This is a genomic window from Pseudomonas sp. 8(2025) (assembly GCF_052665325.1).
Genome location: NZ_JBQOIE010000012.1, coordinates 52800 through 74214, shown reverse-complemented (window position 1 = coordinate 74214; position 21415 = coordinate 52800). Strand labels below are relative to the sequence as shown.

Below are 21415 nucleotides of genomic sequence, written 5' to 3'. Positions count from 1 at the left end.
CTGATCTACGCTCTCGAACAGCCAAGGGAGGAGTCAGGATATGGAGCATCAACAAGACAAGAATCGTTTGCAGCGGCAGGTTTCCTACATTGCTATCAGTGTTGGTCTGGCGCTTCTGGGCGGCGTTTCGAACGCCGCCCCGGTGTCGATAACCGTATCGCCCGAGGTACCCGCCGATATACCCGGGGGGGCATCCCAGGCAACGTTGGCACAGGCTGCGGCCTTCGCCTGGCAGGAGTTCATCGCTCTCAACTGGCCGGCCCTGGGCGGGCAGCGCGATGTGCCCGATATCCGCCAGCCTTTCGGCAGCCAGGGCGTGCCTCTGGTGTGGCATACGTACCGAAGCAAGGTTGAGATCTTTCCGGGCAAGGGCAGTGCCAACGTCGGCCCCCCGGGCTACAAGCCTGATGGCGCTCCCAGTTATGGTTATGGCACTGCGCCAACCTATGACTACAGTTTTGCCGTGCCAGCCTGCTCTGGCCAGATCGCACCCAAACTGCCGGCCTGGATCAACCTCGACGAAAGCACCCAGATCGGCCTCGACCAGATGTATGCCGGTGTTGTTCCGGCGACTCCCACCGGAGGCAATTCCAACCCCCAGCTGGTGCGCTTCCTGGCCAAGGCCAATCAGGTGCAATACACCTACGTCGCCGCCAACCAGTTCTGGTACGCCAACCCCGCGCTGGCACAAGCCGCGCGGAACTTCTTCAACGCGGTCAAGCAGACACCTCCGACTTTCCCCAGCGCGCCGCGGGTCAACTTTCCCAACGGCACCATTGAGGTCAAGTCCGCCTGGCGCCAGCTGGGCCCCGGCGAGGACCCCTCGCGATTCCACAGGCAGACGGTGCGCTTCTATGAGCAACCACCGGGCAAGGGCACCTGCTATTTCGAGGCGCAATGGGCGATGGTGGCGTTGCACATCATCCAGAAGACCCCCACGGCCCCGAGTTTTATCTACGCGACCTTCGAACAGGCCGACAACATCCTGCTGCCCAGTGGCAAGCCGCTTGAGGATGAGAACGGCCGCATCATCAATCCAGCGCCGGGCCCCATGCCCACCAATCCCGGGCTGAGTTACCAGGACGACCCCAACAACCCTCAAGTCAAGGCCCAGGGGGCCTTCTGCAAGCCCGGCAAGCAACTGTATCTGCGCGAGATTGCCAAAGGCGGTACTCCGGCGGGCGGCCCGATCTGCATCAACCAGCGCTATGAGCCGATTGCGGCTGACGTGATTCAGGTCAATCAGGCGGCGCATCAGGCTATCCAGAGCTATAGCCAGGCCAAGAATGTCAAGAATTCGCCCTGGCAGTACTACAAGCTGGTCTCGGTCCAGGCCCAGCCGTTCGACACCACGCAGCTATCGAAAACCGATCCCAGCCACTCTGCCGCGGTGTACTACCAGGCCAATATCATGGTTGAAACGGACTATACCCTGCAGCAATTCAGGGGCCGGATTGCTGCTAACGGTGCTCCGACTTCCTTCCAGGCCGCAGGTGCGCCACCCCCTCCGAACGTGTTTGCCCAATCCGCCGGTTCCGCCGCTGTGCATGGGGTGAACATGGGAGGCTGCATGGGTTGCCATGGCAATGCCCAGGTGGCCGGCTTCGATTTCAGTTTCATCCTCAAAGGCGGCAACGTTCGGGCTCCCGAGACGGCAGGGGCTGAGTCGGCGGCAGCGGCCAGCCAGCGTTATCTGCAATTGTTCACCCCATCTAGCACAGGGAAATAGTCATGGCACTCAACACCTTCAAGGATGTACAGAACCTGCTCGATGCCTTCGTTGCGCAGAACAACCTGCCGATCTCCGGAGCGCCTCACGGGGCCTTCTGGCAGACCTCCTACCAGTCGTTCGTGACCGGTAATGTGCCGGGTATCCAAAACCCTGAAACAGGGCAGGCGGTACCTATCCTGGTCAAAGGCGATGGCGCGCATTCCAACCTGATTTATGCCCTGAGCGGTACCCCGGGCACCCCCTGGGGGCCGGATGGGGATTTTGGCCAGATGCCCCCCGGCGGCCCCTTTCTGCCTCAGGCCCAGATCGACGAACTGAGTGCCTGGATCAGCCAGGGTTGCCCGCAATAGAAGGTTCCTGGCTGGCCGGCATCAGCGTCGCGATCAGCGCCCGCACGCTGCCGGGCAGGGCCTCCAGTTCGCGGACGATGATGCTGCGTTCGCGCACGGCCCAGCTTTCATCCAGCTTCACCGTCACCAGCTGCATGGTGCGGCTGTGCCGCAAGGCCGCGGACTCGGGAATGATGCCGATGCCGACCCCGGCTTCCACCATGCGGCAGATCGCTTCGAAGCTCGACACCTGGATGCGCAGCGAGAGTTGCTTGCCCAGGCGCTCCACGTGCTCGCGCAGGAAGGTCAAGAGGGTGCTGCCTTCATGCAGGCCGATGTGCTGGTAGGCCAGGGTCTGTTCCAGGGTCACTGAAGCCTGCCCCGACAGCGGGTGGCCCACGGGCACCATCAGCACCAGGTGGTCGGTGCTGAAGTGCAGCACCTGCAGGCCGCTGGCTTCCACCGGGCCGGCGATGATGCCCATGTCGCTGGTGCCGTCCAGCACACCGCGAACGATGTCCCGGGACAGGCGCTCCTGCAGGTCCACCGTGACTCCCGGGCGTACCGAGAGAAATTTCGCCAGCACTTCCGGCAAGAATTCGGTGACCGCCGTGGTGTTGGCGAAGATGCGGATGTGCCCGGAGGAATCACCGCCGTACTGGGTGAATTCGCTTTTCAGGTAATCCACCTGGCGCATGATCAGCCGCGCGTGCTGCAGCAGCCGTTCGCCGGCGGGGGTGACTTCCACGCCACGGCTGTCGCGGTACAGCAGGCGGGTTTCGAGCTGGCCTTCCAGGGCCTTGATCCGCGCGCTGGCGGCCGCTGGCGAGAGGAAGGCGCGGCGCGCGCCCTGGGTCAGGCTGGGGGATTCGGCAATATGGATAAACAGGCGCAGGTCCGCCAGATCGAAATGCATGTCCGTGCTCCTGAAGGCAGGGGTAGGGGCGAATGGCGTTCAGCATAAACGAACGCCGGTTTATAGAAATGCAAATTCTCCATACGCGCCAGCCCCTTGCATGATGGCCGCCATCACCTTCGTGCCACAGGACCCTGCCACCATGAGTGCCACCGACCCCAGCGCCTGGATCGGCCGCAGCCAGCGGATCGACGACCACCTCAGCCATAACCTGCTGGCCCGCATCGCCGCCACGTTCGGCCAGCCCGCCCCGGCCCCGGGCGAGGCCCTGCCGCCGTTGTGGCACTGGTGTTTCTTCCAGCAGCCACAGCCGGCCTCGGCCCTGGGCGGCGACGGGCATCCGGCGCGGGGCGGTTTCCTGCCGCCGGCGGCCAACCGCAACCGCATGTGGGCCGGTGGCCGCCTGGCGTTTCACCGGCCGCTGCGGGCCGGCGCCGAGGCCAGTTGCACCAGTACCATCCTCCACGTCGAGGAAAAGGCCGGGCGCACCGGCAAGCTGCTGTTCGTCACCCTGTGCCACGAATATTTTCAGGACGGCCATCTGGCGCTGCGCGAAGAACAGGACATCGTCTACCGCGAAGCGTCCCCGCCGAAAATGAGCAGTGGCGAGCTGCTGCCCGAAGGCGACTGGCGCGAGCCGGTGGAGCCCACGCCGACCCTGCTGTTTCGCTACAGCGCGGTGACCTTCAACGGCCATCGCATCCACTACGACTATCCCTACGTCACCGCCACCGAGGGCTACCCGGGGCTGGTGGTGCACGGGCCGCTGATCGCCACCCTGAGCCTGGGGGCCTTCTGCCGGGCCCACCCCGAGGCGCGCCTGCGCCATTTCGCCTACCGCGGCCTGCGGCCCTTGATTGCCCCGCAGCCTTTCGAGGTCGGCGGGCGCATCAGCGCCCCTGGCCACGCCGAACTGTGGGCCGGCGACGGCTCCGGGCTGGCCCAGCGCGGCGAAGTGCAGTTCGACTGAATTCCAACAATAAGCAAAGGCGGAGTGCCGATTGATGACCCCCCATGACACTGAAGAACTCAATGCCATCCGTGAAGGCGTGCGTGCCCTGTGCGCCGAATTCGACGCCGCCTACTGGCGCGGCATCGATGAGCGCAAGGGCTTCCCGGAAGCCTTCGTCAAGGCCCTGACCGAGGCCGGCTGGCTGGCGGCGATGATCCCCGCCGAGTACGGCGGCTCCGGCCTGGGGCTGGCCGAAGCCTCGGTGATTCTCGAAGAGGTGAACCGCTGCGGCGGCAACTCCGGCACCGTGCACGGGCAGATGTACAACATGTTCACCCTGCTGCGCCACGGCAGCCAGGCGCAGAAGCGCTACTACCTGCCCAAGCTCGCCAGCGGCGAACTGCGCCTGCAATCGATGGGCGTCACCGAGCCCACCACCGGCACCGACACCACCAAGATCAAGACCACTGCCATCCGCCGCGGCGACAAGTACGTGATCAACGGGCAGAAGGTGTGGATCTCGCGCATTCAGCATTCCGACCTGATGATCCTGCTGGCCCGCACCACGCCGCTGGCCGAGGTGCGCAAGAAGTCCGAAGGCATGTCGATCTTCCTGGTGGACCTGCGCCAGGCCATCGGCAACGGCCTGACCGTGCAGCCCATCGCCAACATGGTCAACCACGAGACCAACGAGCTGTTCTTCGACAACCTGGAGCTGCCCGCCGACAGCCTGATCGGCGAGGAGGGCAAGGGCTTCAAGTACATCCTCGACGGCCTCAACGCCGAGCGCACGCTGATCGCCGCCGAATGCATCGGCGATGGCCGCTGGTTCATCGACAAGGCCAGCGCCTATGCCCGCGACCGGGTGGTGTTCGGCCGGCCCATCGGCCAGAACCAGGGCGTGCAGTTCCCGATTGCCGAGGCCCATATCGAGATCGAGGCCGCCGACCTGATGCGCTGGCGCGCCTGCGAGGAATACGACAGCGGGCACAACGCCGGGGCCAGCGCCAACATGGCCAAGTACCTGGCGGCCAAGGCTTCCTGGGAGGCGGCCAACGCCTGCCTGCAGACCCACGGCGGCTTCGGCTTTGCCTGCGAGTACGACGTCGAGCGCAAATTCCGCGAGACCCGGCTGTACCAGGTGGCGCCGATCTCCACCAACCTGATCCTGTCCTACGTCGCCGAGCATTTGCTGGAGCTGCCCCGCAGCTTCTAAGGAGCCCCCATGAGCCATACCCACGATCTGGCCGGGTTCCTTGCCGGCCTGCGCTACGCCGACCTGCCGGAAAACGTCCTGCTGCGCACCCAAGAGCTGTTCCTCGACTGGCTGGGCTCGGCCCTGGCCGCCCAGGGCGCGCACCCGATCCCCTTGTTCGAGGCCTATGCCCGGCACATGGGCCCGGCCAGTGGCCCGGCGCGCATCCTGGTCAATGGGGCCGGCAGCTCGGCGTATTTCGCCGCCCTGGTCAACGCTGCCTCGTCGCACCTGGTGGAGCAGGACGACCTGCACAACAGCTCCGTGCTGCACCCGGCCACCGTGGTGTTCCCGGCGGCGCTGGCGGCGGCCCAGGACCTGGGCAAGTCCGGCCGCGAGCTGCTGCTGGCGGCGGTGGCCGGTTATGAGGCAGGGATCCGCATCGGCGAATTCATGGGCCGTTCCCACTACCGGATCTTCCACACCACGGCCACCGTCGGCACCCTGGCCGCTGCGGTGGCGGTGGGCAAGCTGATGGAATTCGACAGCGAGCAGTTCATCAACCTGCTGGGCAGCGCCGGGACCCAGGCCGCCGGGCTCTGGGAGTTTCTGCGCGACGCCGCCGACTCCAAGCAATTGCACACCGCCAAGGCCGCCGCCGATGGCCTGCTGGCCGCCTACCTGACCCGGGACGGCCTGAGCGGCGCGCGCAATATCCTCGAAGGCGAGCAGGGCATGGCCGCCGGCATGTCCCGGGATGCCGAACCGGCATTGCTCAGTGCCCGCCTGGGCAGCCGCTGGGCGCTGCTGGAAACCTCGTTCAAGTTCCACGCCTCGTGCCGCCACACCCATCCCGCCGCCGATGCCTTGCTTGAGGTGATGCAGCGCGAAGGCCTGGAACACGGGCAGATTGCCCGGGTGCTGACCCGGGTGCACCAGGGTGCCATCGATGTGCTGGGCCGGGTCCAGGTGCCGCAGACCGTGCACCAGGCCAAGTTCTCCATGGGCACCGTGCTCGGCCTGATCGCCGTGCACGGCAAGGCCGGGTTGCCGGAGTTCCAGCGCCATGGGCTGAACGACCCCCGGGTCGCGGCGTTTCGCGACAAGGTCGGCATGCAGCTGGACCCTGAAGTCGATGCGGCCTATCCAGCGCGCTGGCTGGGCCGGGTCGAGGTGCAGTGCGTGGACGGCCGCACCCTGCACGGCGCCATCGATGAGCCCAAGGGTGACCCGGGCAATGGCCTGTCCCGGGCCGAGCTGGAAGACAAGTTCCAGCGCCTGCTGCAGTTCTCCGGCGCCCGCACCCCGGAGCAGGGCAATGCCTTGATCCGTCGGGTCTGGGCCCTGCGGGACGCTGCCGATCTCAACTCACTGCTCTGAATGCCCGACATCGAACAGGGCGAGGACCGAACATGACTGACAACACAGCACAGCCACGGCCCCTGGACGGCATCACCGTGGTCAGCCTGGAACACGCCATTGCCGCGCCGTTCTGCACCCGCCAGCTGGCGGACCTGGGCGCCCGAGTGATCAAGGTCGAGCGCCCCGGCAGCGGCGATTTCGCCCGGGGCTACGACCAGCGGGTCAAGGGCCTGGCCTCGCACTTCGTGTGGACCAACCGCTCCAAGGAAAGCCTGAGCCTGGACCTCAAGCAGCCCGAAGCCGAGGGCCTGCTGGACAGCCTGCTGGCCGGGGCCGACGTGCTGGTGCAGAACCTGGCACCGGGGGCGGCGGCGCGCATGGGGCTGTCGTTCGAGGCGCTGCATGAGCGCTTTCCACGGCTGATCGTCTGCGATATTTCCGGCTACGGCGAAGGCGGCCCCTATGAGCGGAAAAAGGCCTACGACCTGCTGATCCAGAGCGAAGGCGGCTTTGTATCGGTGACCGGCGGCCCCGAACCGGATCAGATGGCCAAGGCCGGTTGCTCGATCGCCGACATTGCCGCCGGCATGTACGCCTACAGCGGCATTCTTTCGGCCTTGCTGCTGCGTGGGCGCACCGGCCTGGGCAGCCGTATCGACATCAGCATGCTGGAAAGCCTGGTGGAGTGGATGGGCTACCCCCTGTACTACGCCTTCGAAGGCGCCGAACCGCCACCCCGGGCCGGCGCGGCCCATTCCACCATCTACCCCTACGGGCCGTTTCCCGCGGGTGACGGCGGCACGGTGATGCTCGGCCTGCAGAACGAACGGGAATGGGCGGCCTTCTGCGACAAGGTGCTGGAGCTGCCCGAACTGGCCACGGACGAGCGCTTTGGCGCCAACTTCAAGCGTTCGGCCAACCGCGAGGCGCTGCGCCAGATCATCGTCGAGCGCTTTGCCCGGCTCAGCGTCGCCCAGGTGATCGAGCGGCTGGAGCAGGCGCAGATCGCCAATGCCCGGGTCAACGACATGCAGGGCGTGTGGCAGCACCCGCAACTGGCGGCCCGGGACGCCTGGCGCCAGGTGGACAGCCCGGCGGGCCGCCTGCCGGCGCTGTTGCCACCGGCGCGCAACAGCGCCTATGCGCCGCGCATGGACGCAGTCCCGGCGCTGGGCCAGCACAGCGCAGCGATACTCGCCGAGCTGGGCCTGAGCCCGCAAGGCATCGAGCAACTGCAGGCCCGTGGAGTCATCTGAACCCCAACCTCCCCGTAGGAGCCGGCTTGCCAGCGTAGAGGCCGCGAGATCGCCTTCGCCGGCAAGCCGGCTCCTACGGAGGGCAGGGCAACACCAGGCTCTTGCCGTAGGGGCCGGGCAGCAAGCCTGGCCGCCATTGGTCTTCCAATAACAAGGATCCGAACATGTCCAACCCCATTGTCCGCTCCGCGCTGTTCGTCCCCGGCAGCCGCCCCGAGCGTTTCGCCAAGGCCCTGGCCTGTGGCGCCGATGCGGTGATCGTCGATTTCGAGGACGCCGTCGAGGAACCCCTCAAGGTGCAGGCGCGAGAGCACCTGGGGCGCTTCCTGCTGGCGCAGCCCCAGGTGCGGGCCTGGGTGCGAATCAACGCACCCGAGCACCCCCAGCACCTGGCCGACCTGGCGTTCTGCCAGGCCCATGCCGGTGTGGTGGGCATTCTCCTGCCGAAAGTCGAGAGCGCAGCCCAAGTGGCGCGGGTGGCCGCCAGCGGCCGCCTGGTCTGGCCGATCATCGAAAGTGCCCGGGGCTTGCTGGCCCTGGGCGAGATCGCCAGCGCCCCCGGGGTCCAGCGCCTGTCGTTCGGCGGCCTGGACCTGGCCCTGGACCTCAACCTCAGCAGCGGCTCGGCGGCGGCCCAGTTCGCCCTGGACCAGGCGCGACTGGCGCTGATCCTGCACTCCCGGGCGGCGGGGCTGCAGGCGCCGCTGGACGGGGTGTTTCCCGGCATCGCCGACAGCCAGGGCCTGGCCGCCTCGGTCCGCCACGCCTACGCCATGGGCTTTGCCGGTGCGCTGTGCATCCACCCGGCCCAGGTGCCGGTGATCCACCAGGCCCTGGCGCCCAGCGCCGAGGAATTGGCCTGGGCCCAACGGGTGGTGGAAGGCGGGCGCGAGGGTGCCGGGGCCTACCAGGTGGATGGGCAGATGGTCGATGCCCCGGTGCTGCTGCGGGCCCAGCGCTTGCTGGCGATGGCCTGACCCTGCGCCCGGGCCGCGGCGCAGGTAGAATGGCGCGGTCTTTTTATCGAGGTGGCACCATGCACGGCTCAGCCCCATTCACCTGCGGTAGCGTCCGATGAGCAGCCTGGAGCGGGCCATCGCGCTGGCCGCCCAGGCCCATGCCGGGCAAGTCGACAAGGGCGGCGCGCCCTACATCCTGCATCCCTTGCGCGTGATGCTGCGCCTGACACACCCCGAGGCGCGGATTGTCGCGGTGCTGCACGATGTCCTGGAAGACTGCCCCATCACCCCGGAGCAGTTGCGGGGCGAGGGCTTCAGCGAAGAGGTGCTGGCGGCGCTGCTGGCGCTGACCAAGGTTGCAGGCGAGGACTACCCGGCGTTCATCCGCCGCGCAGGCGCGAACCCCCTGGCGCGGCAAGTGAAGCTGGCGGATCTGGCGGAAAACAGCGACCTGTCGCGCATCCCCGAACCGGGTGCCGAAGACCTGCGGCGCCTGGAGAAGTACCGCCAGGCCACGGATTACCTGAACTCACTGGCGCGCGACTGAGCTCGTGATACCTGCGCCCAGCAGCGGCTCAGGCCTGGTCGTCGTCGCTGAGCTCGCCGGCAAACCCCCAATCGCTGCCGTCGATTTCCTGGATCACGATGTGGGTATGCTCGGGCTTCTTGCCCAGTACCCGCACCAGGGATTCGGTGAATTCCTTGACCAGTTGGGCCTTCTGCTGGCGCGTGGCGCCCTTGGTGATCTGCAGGTTGATATAGGGCATGGATCGACACTCCAGGTGATGGTGCATGGACGGGCGGCAGGGCAGCCTACGACAGCCGCTGCCCTCCTGCCAGCCAGGGGCCCTGGTGCGTCAGTTGCTGTAGCTGGACAGCGCCACTTCGGCGGTGCGTGCCGGTGGCTTGCGCCCACGGGTGCGCCAGTGCTCGATCAGCGCCCGGCCATGGGCCAGGCCGGCCTGCAGCGCGGCTTCAGTGCTGGCGTAGTCATTGCCGTAGGGCGGGCAGGCGAAGTGCACGGAAAAGCACGGGTGTTGGCCGTGGCCGGTGAGGCGGCCGACGTAGCTGTAGCTGGAACCGGACTGATGGGGATCAAGGCTGGGAGAGCTCGGTTCACGAATGATCATCACGTAGATGTCGTGGTCGAATTGGGTGTCTTGATACCAACTGCTTGAAGAATCCATGGTCCACCTCCTTGTCCGTGAGCCTTCGCCGTGGCCGGCGTCGGCATTGTGTTCTGTGCGGGTCTAGCGGTTTGCGGGTGACGCCTGGGGGGCGTCGTGCAGCCCGGCGGGGTGGCGGAACACCCCCTCGGGCAGCCGTTTTTCCAGGGCCCGTGCGGCCCTCAGTACCAGGGCGTCGCGGCCGAAGCGGGCGACGATCTGCAGGCCGATGGGCAGGCCCGCCTCGCTCAGGGCGCAAGGCAGGCTCAACGCTGGCTGGCGGCTGAAATTGAACGGGAAGGTGGTGGGCTGCCACATGGCGCTGATCTGTTCCGGCCAGTCCGGCGGCAACAGGCGTTCCACGGCGAAGGGTTCGACCACCGCGGCAGGGGTCAGCAGCAGGTCGTACTCACCCAGGAAAGCGTGAAGCTTCTGCGCCACCTGATGGCGCTCTTGCACCGCACAGGCGTAGTCCAGGGCATTGAGCTGGCGCGCGCGGACCTGGGCCTGCTGGAGAAAGTCCCCCACCAGATGGCGGTCCTCGGCGGGTATTTCCTGGGCCACGGCGCAGGCCACTTCCACCGGCCAGGCCCGCAGGTAGTTCGGCGCCGGGTTGCCGATGTCCGGCGAGGCCAGGACCAGGGTGGCGCCGGCTTCCTGCAACAGCCTGGCAGCGTTCAGGCAGGCTGCGGCGATCTGCGGGTCGACATGGGCGGCGTAGCCCAGGTCGGCGCTGAAGGCGATGCGCAGGCCGGCGACGCCGTCCTCGATGGAACTGAGGAAATCCCTGGGCCCATGGGGCCAGGCAAAGGGCTCGCCGGGCTCGTGCACGGCCATGAGCTCCATCAACAGGGCAATGTCGCGCACGTGGCGGGCAATCGGGCCTTCGGCGGCCATGCCGCCCGGGTCGATGCTCGGGCAGGCGGACACCAGGCCATGGCTGGGCTTGAACCCGACCACGCCGCAAAAGCTCGACGGGGTACGGATCGAACCGGCGGCATCGTTGCCTGTCGCGGCCGGGGCATAACCGGCTGCGACCCCCGCAGTACTGCCGCCACTGCTGCCACCGGCATGCAGGGCCAGGTTCCACGGGTTGCGGGTGATGCCGGTCAACGGGCTGTCGGTCAGGGGCGTGCTGCCCAGTTCCGGCAGGGTGGTCTTGGCAATGAAGATCGCCCCGGCTTCACGCAGGCGTGCCACCAGGCTGGAGTCCCGGGTCATGGCCGGGCGGTTGGCCAGGGCCCGGGAACCACTGCGGGTCTGCCAGCCCTGTACGTCGTTGTTGTCCTTGACCAGGATCGGAATGCCATCCAGCCGGCCCATGGGTTGCCCGGCGGCCCAGCGCGCGGTGGACGCCTGGGCAGCGCGCAGCGCAGCCGGGTCCTGGCGTTCGCAGAGGGCGTTGAGCTGTGGCTCGTGGCGCTCGATCTGCGCCAGCACGGCCTGCAGCACGTCCACCGGGGTGAACTGCAAGGTGGCGAAACCCTGCAGCAGCGCCTCGATCGACAGGTGCGGCAGGGCCGCTTGGCTGGAAGTGGGCAACGGCATATTCGGCTCTTTGTTCAAGCACGCCGGGCGCGGGCTGCGCCACGGCGTGGAAAGGCGGCATGGACGCCGTTGGCGGCGTCCTGGCGGGCCTTCGCAGTGAATGACTCAGCGGCCACTGGTGACCTTGACCCAGGTCCGGGTCCGGGTGCGCTCGGCCTTGGCCGGCAGCGGGGCCAGGGGGTAGAGGCGGGTCATGGTCTCGGCGCTGGGGAACAGGTCCGGGTTGTCCAGCAGCGACTGCTGGATGAACGGCTTGGAATCGGTCACGCCGTTGGGGTAGCCGACGTAGTTGCTGATGGAGGCAATGACCTTGGGTTCCATCAGGTAATTGAGGAAGGCGTGGGCGGTGTCCACGTGCTTGGCGCCGGCGGGAATGGCCACGGTGTCGATCCACACCAGGGTGCCTTCCTTGGGAATGCGCATTTCGATGTGCACGCCGTTCTTGGCTTCGTTGGCGCGGTTGGCCGCCTGCAGGAAGCCCCCGGAGTAGCCCACGGCCACGCAGATGTTGCCGTTGGCGATATCGCCCATCCACTTGGCGCTATGGAAGTAGCGCACGTAGGGACGCAGCTTGAGCAGCATGGCCTCGGCCTTACGGTAGTCCTCGGGGTTCTGGCTGTTGGGGTCCAGGCCCAGGTAGTGCAGGGCCAGGGGCAGCATTTCGGTGGGCGAGTCGAGGAAGGTCACGCCGCACTGGCTGAGCTTCTTCAGGTTCTCTTCCTTGAACACCAGGTCCCAGCTGTTGACCGGCGCGTCGCTGCCCAGCAGCTCCTGGACCTTGTCGCGGTTGTAGCCGATCAGGTTGGTGCCCCACATGTAGGGGATCACGTAGCGGTTGCCCGGGTCGCTCTGCTCCAGCAGCTTCATCACGGCCGGGTCGAGGTTCTTCCAGTTCGGCAACTGCCCGCGGTCCATGGGCTGGAAGGCGCCGGCGCTGATCTGCTTGCTGACGAAACCGCTGGAGGGCACCACCACGTCATAGCCGCTGTTGCCGGTCAGCAGCTTGGCTTCGAGCACTTCGTTGCTTTCGAAGATGTCGTACTTGACCTTGATCCCGCTCTGGGCCTGGAAATCCTTGATGGTGTTGGGAGCGATGTACTCCGACCAGTTGAAGATGTTCACCGTGCGCTCGGGGGCGGCCTGGGCGGTGACAGAGGCGGCCAGGGCCAGGGCACCGAGGGTGCAGGCCGTGGCGAGGCGGGAGAGGGCGGTGTGCAACGATTTCATATGACAACTCCATGTCCGAAATGAGCGGAACCATCCGAGGCGGACATTTTTCGTCGGATAGGTCGCAGAGAGAATGCTTGCAACGGTCAATAGGGGATATTTAGCGTCAATCTTCGGCGCAGTCCGAGAGCGGCCCGAGCTGGCCGGCCAGCTGGCGGAAGCGCCCGGGAGCGACGCCGCTCCAGCGTTGGAAGGCGTGGCGGAAACTTGCGGTTTCCTTGAAGCCCAGGGCTTCGGCGATGCGGTAGATGGGCAGGCTGTGCTGGCCCAGCAATTGCTGGGCGCGGGCGTAGCGCAACTCGTCCAGCAACTGCTGATAGCTGGTGTCCTGGGCCCGCAGGCGCCGGCGCAGGGTGCTGGGGGAGCAGTGCACCTGGCGCGCCAGGCTGTCGAAATCCGGCACCGCGTGCAGTTGTTCATTGAGGATGCGCCGCACCTGGTCGATCCAGGTCGGCCGCGCGCTGAGCTCCTCGTTGAGGCGGATGCAGCGTTGCAGCATGTCGTTCTGGGTCACCAGGTCCGCCAGGGGCAGGCGCCGGTCCAGCCACTCCAGGTCGAAGCCGATGGCATTGCGCCCGGCATTGAACTGCACCGGGCAATTGAAGGCCTGCTCGTAGCTGTCCATATAGGGCTGGGGGCCATGCATCAGTTGCACCTGGCGCAGGGGCAGGGAGCAACCCAGCAGGTCCTGGCAGGTGACCCGGTAGGACGACATGCAGAAATCGGTGTTGAACACCTCAAGTTCGCTTTCGCTGTACTGGTCGGCGGTGAGCCAGGCCAGGCCGTCGCGGACCTCAAGGTCGAGGCGGAAGAAGGTGCCCAGCAGCAAGGGGTAGCGCAGCGCCAGGGACCAGCCTTCGCGCAGGGTGGCGCTGGTCAGCAGGGTCAGGCCGAACATGCCGTAGGCGGAAATGTGCAGGTTGCGCCCCAGCACCAGCCCCAGGTCCTGGCGAAACTGCACGGCGTTGCTGAACACGCGCATTTCCTGGCTGATATTGATCAGGCTGTTGGGCAGCTCCAGGTCCGCCAGCTGGATGCCGCTGCCCTCCAGCAGCACCTGGGCGGGTACGTCGCTGTCACGGAAGGCGTCCAGCACCGCTTGGGTGGTATGCAGGGTGGTCAAGCGAAGGGCGGTCATCGACGATCTCAGAGTGATATCGGGAGGCGTGACTTTAGGGGTTACGCGCCCGCGGTTCAATTGCCCCTTGCAGGCGCTGGCGGGGGCGGCGCAGGGCTAGGGGGCCCTTTCGCCGGCAAGCCGGCTCCTACGGGGAGGTGGGCGGCGCCGATTGCGCAGGCACTGCCCGTTGCAGGAGCTGGCTTGCCAGCGAAGACGCTGGCGGGGGCGGCGCAGGGCTCGGGGGCCCTTTCGCCGGCAAGCCGGCTCCTACGGGGTGGTGGGCGGCGCCGACTGCGCAGGTACTGCCCGTTGTAGCAGTTGGCTTGCCAGCGAAGGCGTTGGCGGGGGCGGCGCAGGGCTCGGGGGCCCTTTCGCCGGCAAGCCGGCTCCTACGGAGCGTTCGGCGGGGGTGAACGCGGGTATCAAAAATTCGAAATTCTCTATACGCCATGCCTTAGGCACTCTTCCCTCAATCACAACAATAAAAAGGTGAAGTCCATGTTCAAGCTCTCAAGAGCGCTGTTCTGTGCCGCCGCATTGCTCGCTGCCGGGGTGGCCCAGGCCGCCGAATCCACCGGCAACCCGATCATCATCAAGTTCGCCCACGTGGTGGCCGAGAACACCCCCAAGGGCCAGGGCGCGCTGCTGTTCAAGAAGCTCGCCGAGGAGCGCCTGCCGGGGCGGGTCAAGGTCGAGGTCTACCCCAACTCGTCGCTGTTCGGCGATGGCAAGGAAATGGAGGCGCTGCTGCTGGGGGATGTGCAGATGCTGGCGCCGTCCCTGGCCAAATTCGAGCAGTACACGAAAAAGATCCAGATCTACGACCTGCCGTTCCTGTTCGACGACCTGGCGGCGGTGGACCGCTTCCAGGCCGCCGAGGGCAAGCAGTTGCTGACCTCGATGCAGGGCAAGGGCATTCTCGGCCTGGCCTACTGGCACAACGGCCTGAAGCAGTTGTCGGCCAACAAGCCCCTGCACGAACCCAAGGACGCCCGTGGCCTGAAGTTCCGCGTGCAGGCCTCCAGCGTGCTCGAAGAGCAGTTCAAGGCGATGCGCGCCAACCCGCGCAAGATGAGTTTCGCCGAGGTCTACCAGGGCCTGCAGACCGGCACCGTCAACGGCACCGAGAACACCTGGTCGAACTATGAAAGCCAGAAGGTCAATGAGGTGCAGAAGTACTTCACCGAGTCCAACCACGGCCTGATCGACTACATGGTGATCACCAACGCGAGCTTCTGGAACGGCCTGCCGGCGGACGTGCGCGGCGAGCTGGAAGCCATCATGGCCGAGGTCTCGGTGGAGGTGAACAAACAGGCCGAGGCCCTGAACCAGAGCGCCAGGCAGAAGATCGTCGAGGCCAGGACCAGCGAAATCATCGAACTGACCCCCGAGCAGCGCCAGGCCTGGCGCGACACCATGCGCCCGGTGTGGAGCAAGTTCGAGGACGAGATCGGCGCCGACCTGATCAAGGCCGCCGACGCCGCCAACCAGCGCCACTGATACGCCCTCCCGGCCGTCCGCGGCGGACGGCCACTGCCCGTTTCGCGAGGTATCTCTATGCAGTCCCTGAGACGTATCTGGGAGCACCTGGAGGAGGGCCTGATTGCCCTGCTGCTGGCGACCATGACCCTGGTGACCTTCGTCTACGTGATGCTCAACAACATCTACACCCTGTTCTTCGCCCTGGCCGACAAATGGGCCGCCAGCAGCGCCTTCTTCAACGCTCTGGGCGACGCCACCATGGGCCTGGCCCAGGACATGACCTGGAGCGTGGCCCTGACCAAGGCGATGTTCGGCTGGCTGATCTTCTTCGGCATCTCCTATGGCGTGCGCACCGCCGGGCACCTGGGGGTGGACGCCCTGGTGCGCCTGACCCCGCGCCCGGTGCAGCGCTACCTGGCGCTGCTCGCCTGCCTGTGCTGCCTGGTGTACGCCGGGCTGTTCATGGTCGCCAGCTTCAAGTGGCTGAGCGCGATCATGGCCGCCCATATCGGCGCCGAAGACCTGGACCGCTTCGGCATCCGGGTCAGCCATATCGTGGTGATCGTGCCCATCGGCTTCGCCCTGGTGCTGATCCGCTACCTGGAAATCTTCTACCGCATCTTCACCCGACGGCAGTTCGGCCTGGGCCTGGCCGACGAGGCGGGCGAGGCCAGCAAGCTGGCGGGCAGCCATGAGGAGCGTCACTGATGGCCGTGCTCTGTCTGTTTCTGCTGCTGTTCGTGTTCATGTTCCTCGGCGTGCCCATCGCCATTGCCCTGGGCCTGTCGGGGGCGGTGTCGATCCTGATGTTCAGCCAGGACTCCCTGAGCTCCCTGGCGATCAAGCTGTTCGAGACCTCCGACGCCTACACCTTCCTGGCGATTCCGTTCTTCCTCTTGTCCGGGGCCTTCATGACCACCGGCGGCGTGGCCCAGCGCCTGATCGACTTCGCCAACGCCTGCGTCGGCCACATCCGTGGCGGCCTGGCAATTGCCGCGGTGCTGGCCTGCATGCTGTTCGCCGCGCTGTCCGGTTCCTCGCCGGCCACCGTGGCGGCGGTAGGCTCGATTGCCGTGGCGGGCATGGTGCGCTCCGGCTATCCCAAGGAGTTCGGCGCCGGGATCATCTGCAACGCCGGGACCCTGGGCATCCTGATTCCGCCGTCGATCGTCATGGTGGTGTACTCGGCGGCCACCGAGACTTCGGTGGGCAAGCTGTTCATGGCCGGCGTGGTGCCCGGCTTGCTGCTGGGCCTGCTGTTGATGGTGGCGATCTACATCGTGGCCCGGGTGAAAAAGCTGCCGGCCCAGCCACGGGCCACCTTTGGCCAGTGGCTGAGTGCTGCGCGCCGGGCGTTCTGGGGCCTGTTGTTGCTGGTGATCATTCTTGGCGGCATCTACAGCGGCATGTTCACGCCCACTGAGGCGGCGGCGGTGGCGGCGGTGTACTCGGCCTTCGTCGCCCTGTTCGTGTACCGCGACATGAAGCTGCGGGACTGCCCCAAGGTGCTGCTGGAGTCGGGCCGGCTGTCGATCATGCTGATGTTCATCATCGCCAACGCCATGCTCTTCGCCCATGTGCTGACCACCGAACAGATCCCCCAGGAAATTACCGCCTGGGTGATTTCCGAAGGCCTGACGCCGATCGGTTTCCTGCTGATGGTCAACGTGGTGCTGCTGGTGGCGGGCAGCTTCATGGAGCCCTCGGCGATCGTGCTGATCCTGGCGCCGATCTTCTTCCCGATTGCCATGAAGCTGGGGATCGACCCGATTCATCTGGGCATCGTCATGGTGGTCAACATGGAGATCGGCCTGGTGCACCCGCCGGTGGGCCTGAACCTGTTCGTGACCTCGGCGGTGACCGGCCTGACCCTGGGCCAGACCATCCGCGCGGCGATGCCGTGGCTGATGATCCTGCTGCTGTTCCTGATCCTGGTGACCTACGTGCCGCTGATCTCCCTGGCCTTGCCCAACTGGCTGGGCATGTAGCGCCCCCATCGCTGGCAAGCCAGCTCCTACAGGCGCGCATAACCCCGTAGGAGCCGGCTTGCCGGCGAACCGCGCAGCGGCCATTGGGCGCGGTTGATGGCGAGGGAATGGGCGATCTTGCGGGCGCTTTCGCTGGCAAGCCAGCTCCTACAGGTGGGCATAACCCCGTAGGAGCCGGCTTGCCGGCGAACCGCGCAGCGGCCAGTCCGCACCGGGTCAAGTGCGCAGTGTTCAGGCCGTCGGCACGCGCCACAGGTACCAGGCAGCGGTGGTACGCCAGGGGCTCCAGGCCTGGCCGATCTGGCGCAGCTGCCGGGGGCTGGGCTGTTTCTCCAGGTCTTTCAGGCGGCGATAACCTTCGCGTACGCCAAAGTCGTCCACGGGCAGTATGTCCTCGCGCTCAAGGCTGTAGATCAGCAGCATCTCCACGGTCCAGCGGCCAATGCCGGGCAGCTGGATCAGGCGCTCTATCAACTGTTCGTCATCCAGGCCACGGGCGCTGGCGGCATCGGGGACGCGGCCGTCCAGGGTGGCCTGGGCGATGCCCTGCAGGGTCGCTACCTTGCGTGCGGAAAAGCCGCAGCCGCGCAGGCTCTCCAGGCTGGCATCGGCCAGTTGCCCGGGCGTGGGGAAGTCCTGGCCGGGAAACAAAGCGCGCAGGCGGCCGAGTATCGCGTCGCCCGCGCGGGCATGCAGTTGCTGGTAGGCCACCGCGCGCACCAGCGCCTGGTAAGGCTCGCGCTCCGGGCGGGGCTGGTGCAGGCAGGGGCCGACGGCGGCGATCAGCGCGGCCCAGTCGGCATCCAGTGCGGCAAGAAAACGAGTGGCGGGGCAGGTGGGCATTGGCGATCCGGAACAAGTGGCGGGGCGAGCGGCAGATTAGCCCGCCGCCCCAAGGCTTGCACCCTGTCTCTTGCGCTGGAACTCGCGGCCCGGGCCTTGCACCCGGGCGCAGGGTTTTCAGTCCTTGGCCGCCGATAGGTAGAGCCGCTCCAGCACGTAGTGCAACGAGGCCGCCAGGGTTTGGCCATGGCTGAGTGTTTCAAAACTGTGGTAGTCCAGGGCCAACCCCGGCACCTGGGCCAGTTGCGCCTGCAACTGTCGGGCGCGCTGGTCGGCCTCGGGCCCTGCTGGCTGGCGCGGGTTGCCCGGCTCGGCGCCGCCGCGCATCAGCAGCAATTGCGCATGATGGCCCTGCAGGCGCTCGGCCAGGCCCTGGGCCTGGGGCAGGATCAGGCCGTCGCCCCACCACAGCGAAGGGCTCGCGGCGGCGTAGTGGCGAAACGCCTGGGGCTGGCTGAACAGCGCCTGCAGCACCAGCAGGCCGCCATAGGAGTGGCCCCACAGGGTCTGTTGCGCGGTATCTATCGGTGCCTGGGCCGCCACGGCCGGGCGCATGCGCTCGCGCAGCAGTTGCACGAAGGCTTGCGCGCCGCCGCTGGGTTGCCCGGTCAGCGGGTCTTGCTGCTGCGCCTGGCCCGGTTGCTGCGGGGTGTAGTCATAGGTGCGGGCGTTGCGCTCGATACGCAGTGGGGTCTGGTAACCCACTGCCACCAGCAGCGGCGCCTGGCCCTGGTCCAGGCGCTTGAGCTGCTCGGGGTCGAGGGCGCCGATGGCGGCGTTGCCATCGAGCATCCACAGCACCGGGTAGCCCTGTGGCGGCGGCGCCTGCAACGGCTTGCCGATCCACAGTTGGTAGTGCCGCTGGCCGTCGGCGGAATCCAGTTGCAGGCTAGTGAAGCGGTAGGGCAGGTCCTGGCGTTGCAGCAGGCTGCGGTCCATGGGCTGGTCCGGGGCGGGGGCGGCCAGGGCCGCTCCCGCAAGGCCCCAGGCCAGGGCCAGGGGCAGGAAAAAAGTTCTCATCAGGCGTTCTCGGCAGGCTCTTGGTGATGGCTCTTGGTAATGGCTCAGAACGAAGCGGTCAGGCTGGTGTACAGGGTGCGCCCGGGTTCGTTGTAGGTGGCGGCGCCGGCCCCGGCAATATTGTTCACGCCCTGGGCATTGCCTTCACGGAACAGGCGTTTGTCGAACAGGTTGTCGACCCCGGCGGTCAGGCTCAGGTTGCGGGTCAGGGCGTAGGTGCCGCTGACCCCGGCAATGGCGTACGGCGCCAGTTGCTGGGTGGCGCTGCCGGTGACGCGGTCGCCGTGGTAGTCGTACTTCTTCGGCGTCTGCTGGCCGTACCAGGCCACGGTCGCCTGCAGCGACAGGTCCTGGGTGGCCTGCCAGTCGAGCATCGAGTTGAGGGTGTAGCGCGGGGTCACCGAGAGGTAGTCGCCGGTTTCCTTGTTCTTCGATTGCAGCATGTAGGTGAAGTTGTTGTTCCAGGTCAGCTGGCTGGCCAACGGAATGGTCAGGGTGCCTTCCAGGCCTTCCACCAGGGCCTTGGGCACGTTTTCCCACTGGTAGATCGCCGAGTTGCGGTAAGCGCCGCTGCCGCCGCTGGCATGGCTCACCGGGGCCAGGCCGGATTCCACCTTGTTCTTGTAGTCGTTGCGGAAGTAGGTCAGGCCGGCCACCCAGCCGTCGGCCTTGTATTCCAGGCCCAGTTCCTTGTTGACGCTGGTTTCCGCCTTGAGCTTGTCGTTGCCCTGCAGGTAGCAGCTGGTGCTCTGGCCATAGCAGCCCTGGCCGCGGCTGTAGAGCAGGTAGTCGGAGTTGAGCTGGTACAGGTTCGGCGCCTTGTAGGCCCGGGCGATGCCGGCCTTGAGGGTCAGGGTGTCGCTCAGGGCGTGGGACAGGTTGAGCGATGGGCTCCAGTTGTCGCCGACGATGCTGTGGTGGTCCAAACGCAGGCTGGGGGTGAGCATGGTGCCCGGCTGCAGTTCGATGTTGTCTTCGGCGAACAGCGAGAAGATCTGCGCGCTGGACTGGGTGCTGCGGTTGCTTGAGCTCAGGCCGCCCACGGCGCCGCCTTCACTGGTGCTCTGGGTGTTGGCGCTGGGGTCGTCGAGCTTTTGCTGGGACCATTCGCTGCCCAGGGTCAGGGTCTGCTCGAAGCCGGCGCGCAGGGGCAGGTTGACCTCGCCATGGGCGGTCAGGTCGCGCAGCACCGCGGTGTAGAACTCGCTGTTGCTGAAGATGCCTTCGGTGCCGCCGGCCAGGCCTTCGTTGATCCGCGTGTTGCGGGTCTTTTCGTATTGCAGGTAGGCCATGGAACTGCCGAAGTCCCATTCGCCACGATGGGTCACCGAATAGGTCTCGCGGTAGCTGCGGTTGGTCTCGTGGCCCAGCAGGTTTTTCACCGTGCTGTTGCTGTTGGTGTTCTGGGTATCGCCGGTGTAGATGTTGCCCTGGCGGCTGAAGCCGGCTTCGAAGTCCAGGCTCTGGTCCGGGGTCAGGTGCCAGCTCAAGAGGCCGTTGAGGTCCTTGTTGCGTACCCCTTCGCGGCCAGCGGGCAGGGTGCCGACCTGGTTGCCGGTGCGCAGGGATTCATGGCCGGCGTTGATGTCGGCGTCGTCGGAATCGGTCTTGGCCACGTTGCCGTAGACCCGGTAGCTCAAGCTGTCGGTCAGTGGGCCGTTGAGGCCGAAGCTCATGCGTTGGGTGGCGCCTTCGTCCTTGTGGGTCGGGAACGAGCTGTAGATCGTCGCGTTGCCGTGGGTCTGGCTGCCGGCCTGCTTGGTGATGATGTTGATCACCCCGCCAGCGGCGCCGTTGCCGTAGCGGGCCGCCGCCGGGCCGCGGATCACTTCGATGCGTTCGACCTGGTCGGCCGGCACCCAGTTGGTGTCGCCGCGGCTGTCGCGCTCGCCGCGCCAGCCGTAGCGCACCGAGTTGCGGCTGCCCACCGGTTTGCCGTCCACCAGGATCAGGGTGTTTTCCGGGCCCATGCCGCGGATGTCGATCTGCCGGTTGTTGCCGCGCTGGCCGCTGGTGGAGTTACCGGTGAGGTTGACCCCGGGCATGGTGCGGATGATCTGCGACAGGTCGTTGGCCGGCGGGCGCTTCTGGATGTCCTCGGCGGTGATCACAGAGACCCCCGGTGCCTGCTTGGTTTCTTCCTTGGCGGTGGCGATGACGCTCTGGGGTTCCAGCTCCAGGACCGGCTGGGTCGAGCCTTCATTGGCAGCCTGCACGGCCTGGCTGAGCAGGCAGCAGGTGGACAGCAGGAAGGGGGCGAAAGGACGCATCGAGCGCATGGACATCGGTGATCTCCGGACAGAAGCAGAAACAGGAAGAT

20 protein-coding genes are annotated in these 21415 nt (G+C 66.5%); 11 read left to right on the top strand and 9 right to left on the bottom strand.

Going from position 1 to position 21415, the window contains the following annotated elements; genetic code table 11:
- Positions 1 to 40: 40 nt before the first annotated feature.
- Both ACUXVH_RS21925 and ACUXVH_RS21920 read left to right on the top strand, forming a co-directional pair.
- Positions 41 to 1729 carry a hypothetical protein gene (locus ACUXVH_RS21925; protein ID WP_123397412.1) on the top strand — a complete coding sequence of 563 codons (1689 nt, stop codon included), beginning with the start codon at positions 41 to 43 and terminating at the stop codon, positions 1727 to 1729.
- Between the two features lie 2 nt (positions 1730 to 1731).
- Positions 1732 to 2082, top strand: a complete 351-nt coding sequence (locus ACUXVH_RS21920; RefSeq protein WP_011060941.1) for a hypothetical protein — start codon at positions 1732 to 1734, stop codon at positions 2080 to 2082.
- Here ACUXVH_RS21920 and ACUXVH_RS21915 read toward each other — a convergent pair.
- Positions 2060 to 2977: a LysR family transcriptional regulator gene (locus tag ACUXVH_RS21915; protein ID WP_011060942.1), complete on the bottom strand. Its 918-nt coding sequence runs from the start codon at positions 2975 to 2977 to the stop codon at positions 2060 to 2062. The two genes, ACUXVH_RS21920 and ACUXVH_RS21915, sit on opposite strands and share 23 nt — an antisense overlap.
- A 142-nt stretch (positions 2978 to 3119) precedes the next feature.
- On the opposite strand from ACUXVH_RS21915, the gene ACUXVH_RS21910 reads away from it, so the two are divergent.
- The 6 genes from ACUXVH_RS21910 to ACUXVH_RS21885 all read left to right on the top strand — a co-directional run bounded on the left by ACUXVH_RS21910 (position 3120) and on the right by ACUXVH_RS21885 (position 9248).
- Complete coding sequence (locus ACUXVH_RS21910) at positions 3120 to 3947, top strand: FAS1-like dehydratase domain-containing protein (RefSeq protein WP_207239108.1); 828 nt, start codon at positions 3120 to 3122, stop codon at positions 3945 to 3947.
- A 34-nt stretch (positions 3948 to 3981) separates the two neighbouring features.
- Positions 3982 to 5145, top strand: a complete 1164-nt coding sequence (locus ACUXVH_RS21905) for an acyl-CoA dehydrogenase family protein (protein ID WP_072442177.1) — start codon at positions 3982 to 3984, stop codon at positions 5143 to 5145.
- Between the two features lie 9 nt (positions 5146 to 5154).
- Positions 5155 to 6504 carry an MmgE/PrpD family protein gene (locus ACUXVH_RS21900; protein ID WP_072442174.1) on the top strand — a complete coding sequence of 450 codons (1350 nt, stop codon included), beginning with the start codon at positions 5155 to 5157 and terminating at the stop codon, positions 6502 to 6504.
- Positions 6505 to 6536: 32 nt separating this feature from the next.
- Complete coding sequence (locus ACUXVH_RS21895) at positions 6537 to 7742, top strand: CaiB/BaiF CoA transferase family protein (RefSeq protein ID WP_346624183.1); 1206 nt, start codon at positions 6537 to 6539, stop codon at positions 7740 to 7742.
- Positions 7743 to 7906: 164 nt separating this feature from the next.
- Positions 7907 to 8719, top strand: coding sequence for an HpcH/HpaI aldolase/citrate lyase family protein (locus ACUXVH_RS21890; RefSeq protein ID WP_011060947.1), 813 nt, complete (start codon positions 7907 to 7909; stop codon positions 8717 to 8719).
- A 97-nt stretch (positions 8720 to 8816) separates the two neighbouring features.
- Positions 8817 to 9248 (top strand): HD domain-containing protein, encoded by a 432-nt coding sequence (locus tag ACUXVH_RS21885; protein ID WP_047336567.1) that lies wholly within the window; start codon positions 8817 to 8819, stop codon positions 9246 to 9248.
- A 28-nt stretch (positions 9249 to 9276) separates the two neighbouring features.
- Here the strand turns inward: ACUXVH_RS21885 and ACUXVH_RS21880 are convergent, their stop codons facing one another.
- The 5 genes from ACUXVH_RS21880 to ACUXVH_RS21860 form a co-directional block, all read right to left on the bottom strand.
- Positions 9277 to 9468 carry a tautomerase family protein gene (locus tag ACUXVH_RS21880; RefSeq protein ID WP_011060949.1) on the bottom strand — a complete coding sequence of 64 codons (192 nt, stop codon included), beginning with the start codon at positions 9466 to 9468 and terminating at the stop codon, positions 9277 to 9279.
- A gap of 90 nt (positions 9469 to 9558) precedes the next feature.
- Positions 9559 to 9888 (bottom strand): hypothetical protein, encoded by a 330-nt coding sequence (locus tag ACUXVH_RS21875; protein ID WP_011060950.1) that lies wholly within the window; start codon positions 9886 to 9888, stop codon positions 9559 to 9561.
- A 63-nt stretch (positions 9889 to 9951) separates the two neighbouring features.
- Positions 9952 to 11415 carry an amidase gene (locus tag ACUXVH_RS21870; RefSeq protein WP_445495910.1) on the bottom strand — a complete coding sequence of 488 codons (1464 nt, stop codon included), beginning with the start codon at positions 11413 to 11415 and terminating at the stop codon, positions 9952 to 9954.
- Positions 11416 to 11520: 105 nt separating this feature from the next.
- Entirely contained in the window at positions 11521 to 12642 is a 1122-nt protein-coding gene (locus tag ACUXVH_RS21865; protein WP_445495908.1) for a polyamine ABC transporter substrate-binding protein, read from the bottom strand.
- A 106-nt stretch (positions 12643 to 12748) separates the two neighbouring features.
- Positions 12749 to 13780: an AraC family transcriptional regulator gene (locus tag ACUXVH_RS21860; protein WP_036996300.1), complete on the bottom strand. Its 1032-nt coding sequence runs from the start codon at positions 13778 to 13780 to the stop codon at positions 12749 to 12751.
- A 480-nt stretch (positions 13781 to 14260) separates the two neighbouring features.
- Between ACUXVH_RS21860 and ACUXVH_RS21855 the strand changes: the two genes are divergently transcribed.
- Genes ACUXVH_RS21855 through dctM form a run of 3 tightly spaced genes read left to right on the top strand, consistent with a single transcriptional unit; the run spans position 14261 to position 17232 of the window.
- Positions 14261 to 15262 (top strand): TRAP transporter substrate-binding protein, encoded by a 1002-nt coding sequence (locus ACUXVH_RS21855; protein WP_072442162.1) that lies wholly within the window; start codon positions 14261 to 14263, stop codon positions 15260 to 15262.
- Between the two features lie 57 nt (positions 15263 to 15319).
- Positions 15320 to 15952, top strand: coding sequence for a TRAP transporter small permease (locus ACUXVH_RS21850; protein WP_145713868.1), 633 nt, complete (start codon positions 15320 to 15322; stop codon positions 15950 to 15952).
- A complete protein-coding gene (gene dctM, locus ACUXVH_RS21845; RefSeq protein ID WP_011060956.1) occupies positions 15952 to 17232 on the top strand; it encodes a C4-dicarboxylate TRAP transporter large permease protein DctM in 1281 nt (426 codons plus the stop codon). The genes ACUXVH_RS21850 and dctM overlap by 1 nt, the downstream gene beginning before the upstream one ends.
- 231 nt (positions 17233 to 17463) lie before the next feature.
- Here the strand turns inward: dctM and ACUXVH_RS21840 are convergent, their stop codons facing one another.
- From ACUXVH_RS21840 to ACUXVH_RS21830, 3 genes are all read right to left on the bottom strand, one after another.
- Entirely contained in the window at positions 17464 to 18075 is a 612-nt protein-coding gene (locus ACUXVH_RS21840) for a DNA-3-methyladenine glycosylase family protein (protein WP_015635362.1), read from the bottom strand.
- A 117-nt stretch (positions 18076 to 18192) separates the two neighbouring features.
- Positions 18193 to 19095: an alpha/beta hydrolase gene (locus ACUXVH_RS21835; protein WP_262214757.1), complete on the bottom strand. Its 903-nt coding sequence runs from the start codon at positions 19093 to 19095 to the stop codon at positions 18193 to 18195.
- A gap of 44 nt (positions 19096 to 19139) precedes the next feature.
- Positions 19140 to 21374 carry a TonB-dependent siderophore receptor gene (locus ACUXVH_RS21830; RefSeq protein ID WP_445495982.1) on the bottom strand — a complete coding sequence of 745 codons (2235 nt, stop codon included), beginning with the start codon at positions 21372 to 21374 and terminating at the stop codon, positions 19140 to 19142.
- Positions 21375 to 21415 lie beyond the last annotated feature (41 nt).

Coding starts and splice junctions, on each gene's coding strand:
- ACUXVH_RS21925 (WP_123397412.1), top strand. CDS start 41: ATGGAGCATCAACAAGACAAGAATCGTTTGCAGCGGCAGGTTTCCTAC.
- ACUXVH_RS21920 (WP_011060941.1), top strand. CDS start 1,732: ATGGCACTCAACACCTTCAAGGATGTACAGAACCTGCTCGATGCCTTC.
- ACUXVH_RS21915 (WP_011060942.1), bottom strand. CDS start 2,977: ATGCATTTCGATCTGGCGGACCTGCGCCTGTTTATCCATATTGCCGAA.
- ACUXVH_RS21910 (WP_207239108.1), top strand. CDS start 3,120: ATGAGTGCCACCGACCCCAGCGCCTGGATCGGCCGCAGCCAGCGGATC.
- ACUXVH_RS21905 (WP_072442177.1), top strand. CDS start 3,982: ATGACCCCCCATGACACTGAAGAACTCAATGCCATCCGTGAAGGCGTG.
- ACUXVH_RS21900 (WP_072442174.1), top strand. CDS start 5,155: ATGAGCCATACCCACGATCTGGCCGGGTTCCTTGCCGGCCTGCGCTAC.
- ACUXVH_RS21895 (WP_346624183.1), top strand. CDS start 6,537: ATGACTGACAACACAGCACAGCCACGGCCCCTGGACGGCATCACCGTG.
- ACUXVH_RS21890 (WP_011060947.1), top strand. CDS start 7,907: ATGTCCAACCCCATTGTCCGCTCCGCGCTGTTCGTCCCCGGCAGCCGC.
- ACUXVH_RS21885 (WP_047336567.1), top strand. CDS start 8,817: ATGAGCAGCCTGGAGCGGGCCATCGCGCTGGCCGCCCAGGCCCATGCC.
- ACUXVH_RS21880 (WP_011060949.1), bottom strand. CDS start 9,468: ATGCCCTATATCAACCTGCAGATCACCAAGGGCGCCACGCGCCAGCAG.
- ACUXVH_RS21875 (WP_011060950.1), bottom strand. CDS start 9,888: ATGGATTCTTCAAGCAGTTGGTATCAAGACACCCAATTCGACCACGAC.
- ACUXVH_RS21870 (WP_445495910.1), bottom strand. CDS start 11,415: ATGCCGTTGCCCACTTCCAGCCAAGCGGCCCTGCCGCACCTGTCGATC.
- ACUXVH_RS21865 (WP_445495908.1), bottom strand. CDS start 12,642: ATGAAATCGTTGCACACCGCCCTCTCCCGCCTCGCCACGGCCTGCACC.
- ACUXVH_RS21860 (WP_036996300.1), bottom strand. CDS start 13,780: ATGACCGCCCTTCGCTTGACCACCCTGCATACCACCCAAGCGGTGCTG.
- ACUXVH_RS21855 (WP_072442162.1), top strand. CDS start 14,261: ATGTTCAAGCTCTCAAGAGCGCTGTTCTGTGCCGCCGCATTGCTCGCT.
- ACUXVH_RS21850 (WP_145713868.1), top strand. CDS start 15,320: ATGCAGTCCCTGAGACGTATCTGGGAGCACCTGGAGGAGGGCCTGATT.
- dctM (WP_011060956.1), top strand. CDS start 15,952: ATGGCCGTGCTCTGTCTGTTTCTGCTGCTGTTCGTGTTCATGTTCCTC.
- ACUXVH_RS21840 (WP_015635362.1), bottom strand. CDS start 18,075: ATGCCCACCTGCCCCGCCACTCGTTTTCTTGCCGCACTGGATGCCGAC.
- ACUXVH_RS21835 (WP_262214757.1), bottom strand. CDS start 19,095: ATGAGAACTTTTTTCCTGCCCCTGGCCCTGGCCTGGGGCCTTGCGGGA.
- ACUXVH_RS21830 (WP_445495982.1), bottom strand. CDS start 21,374: ATGCGCTCGATGCGTCCTTTCGCCCCCTTCCTGCTGTCCACCTGCTGC.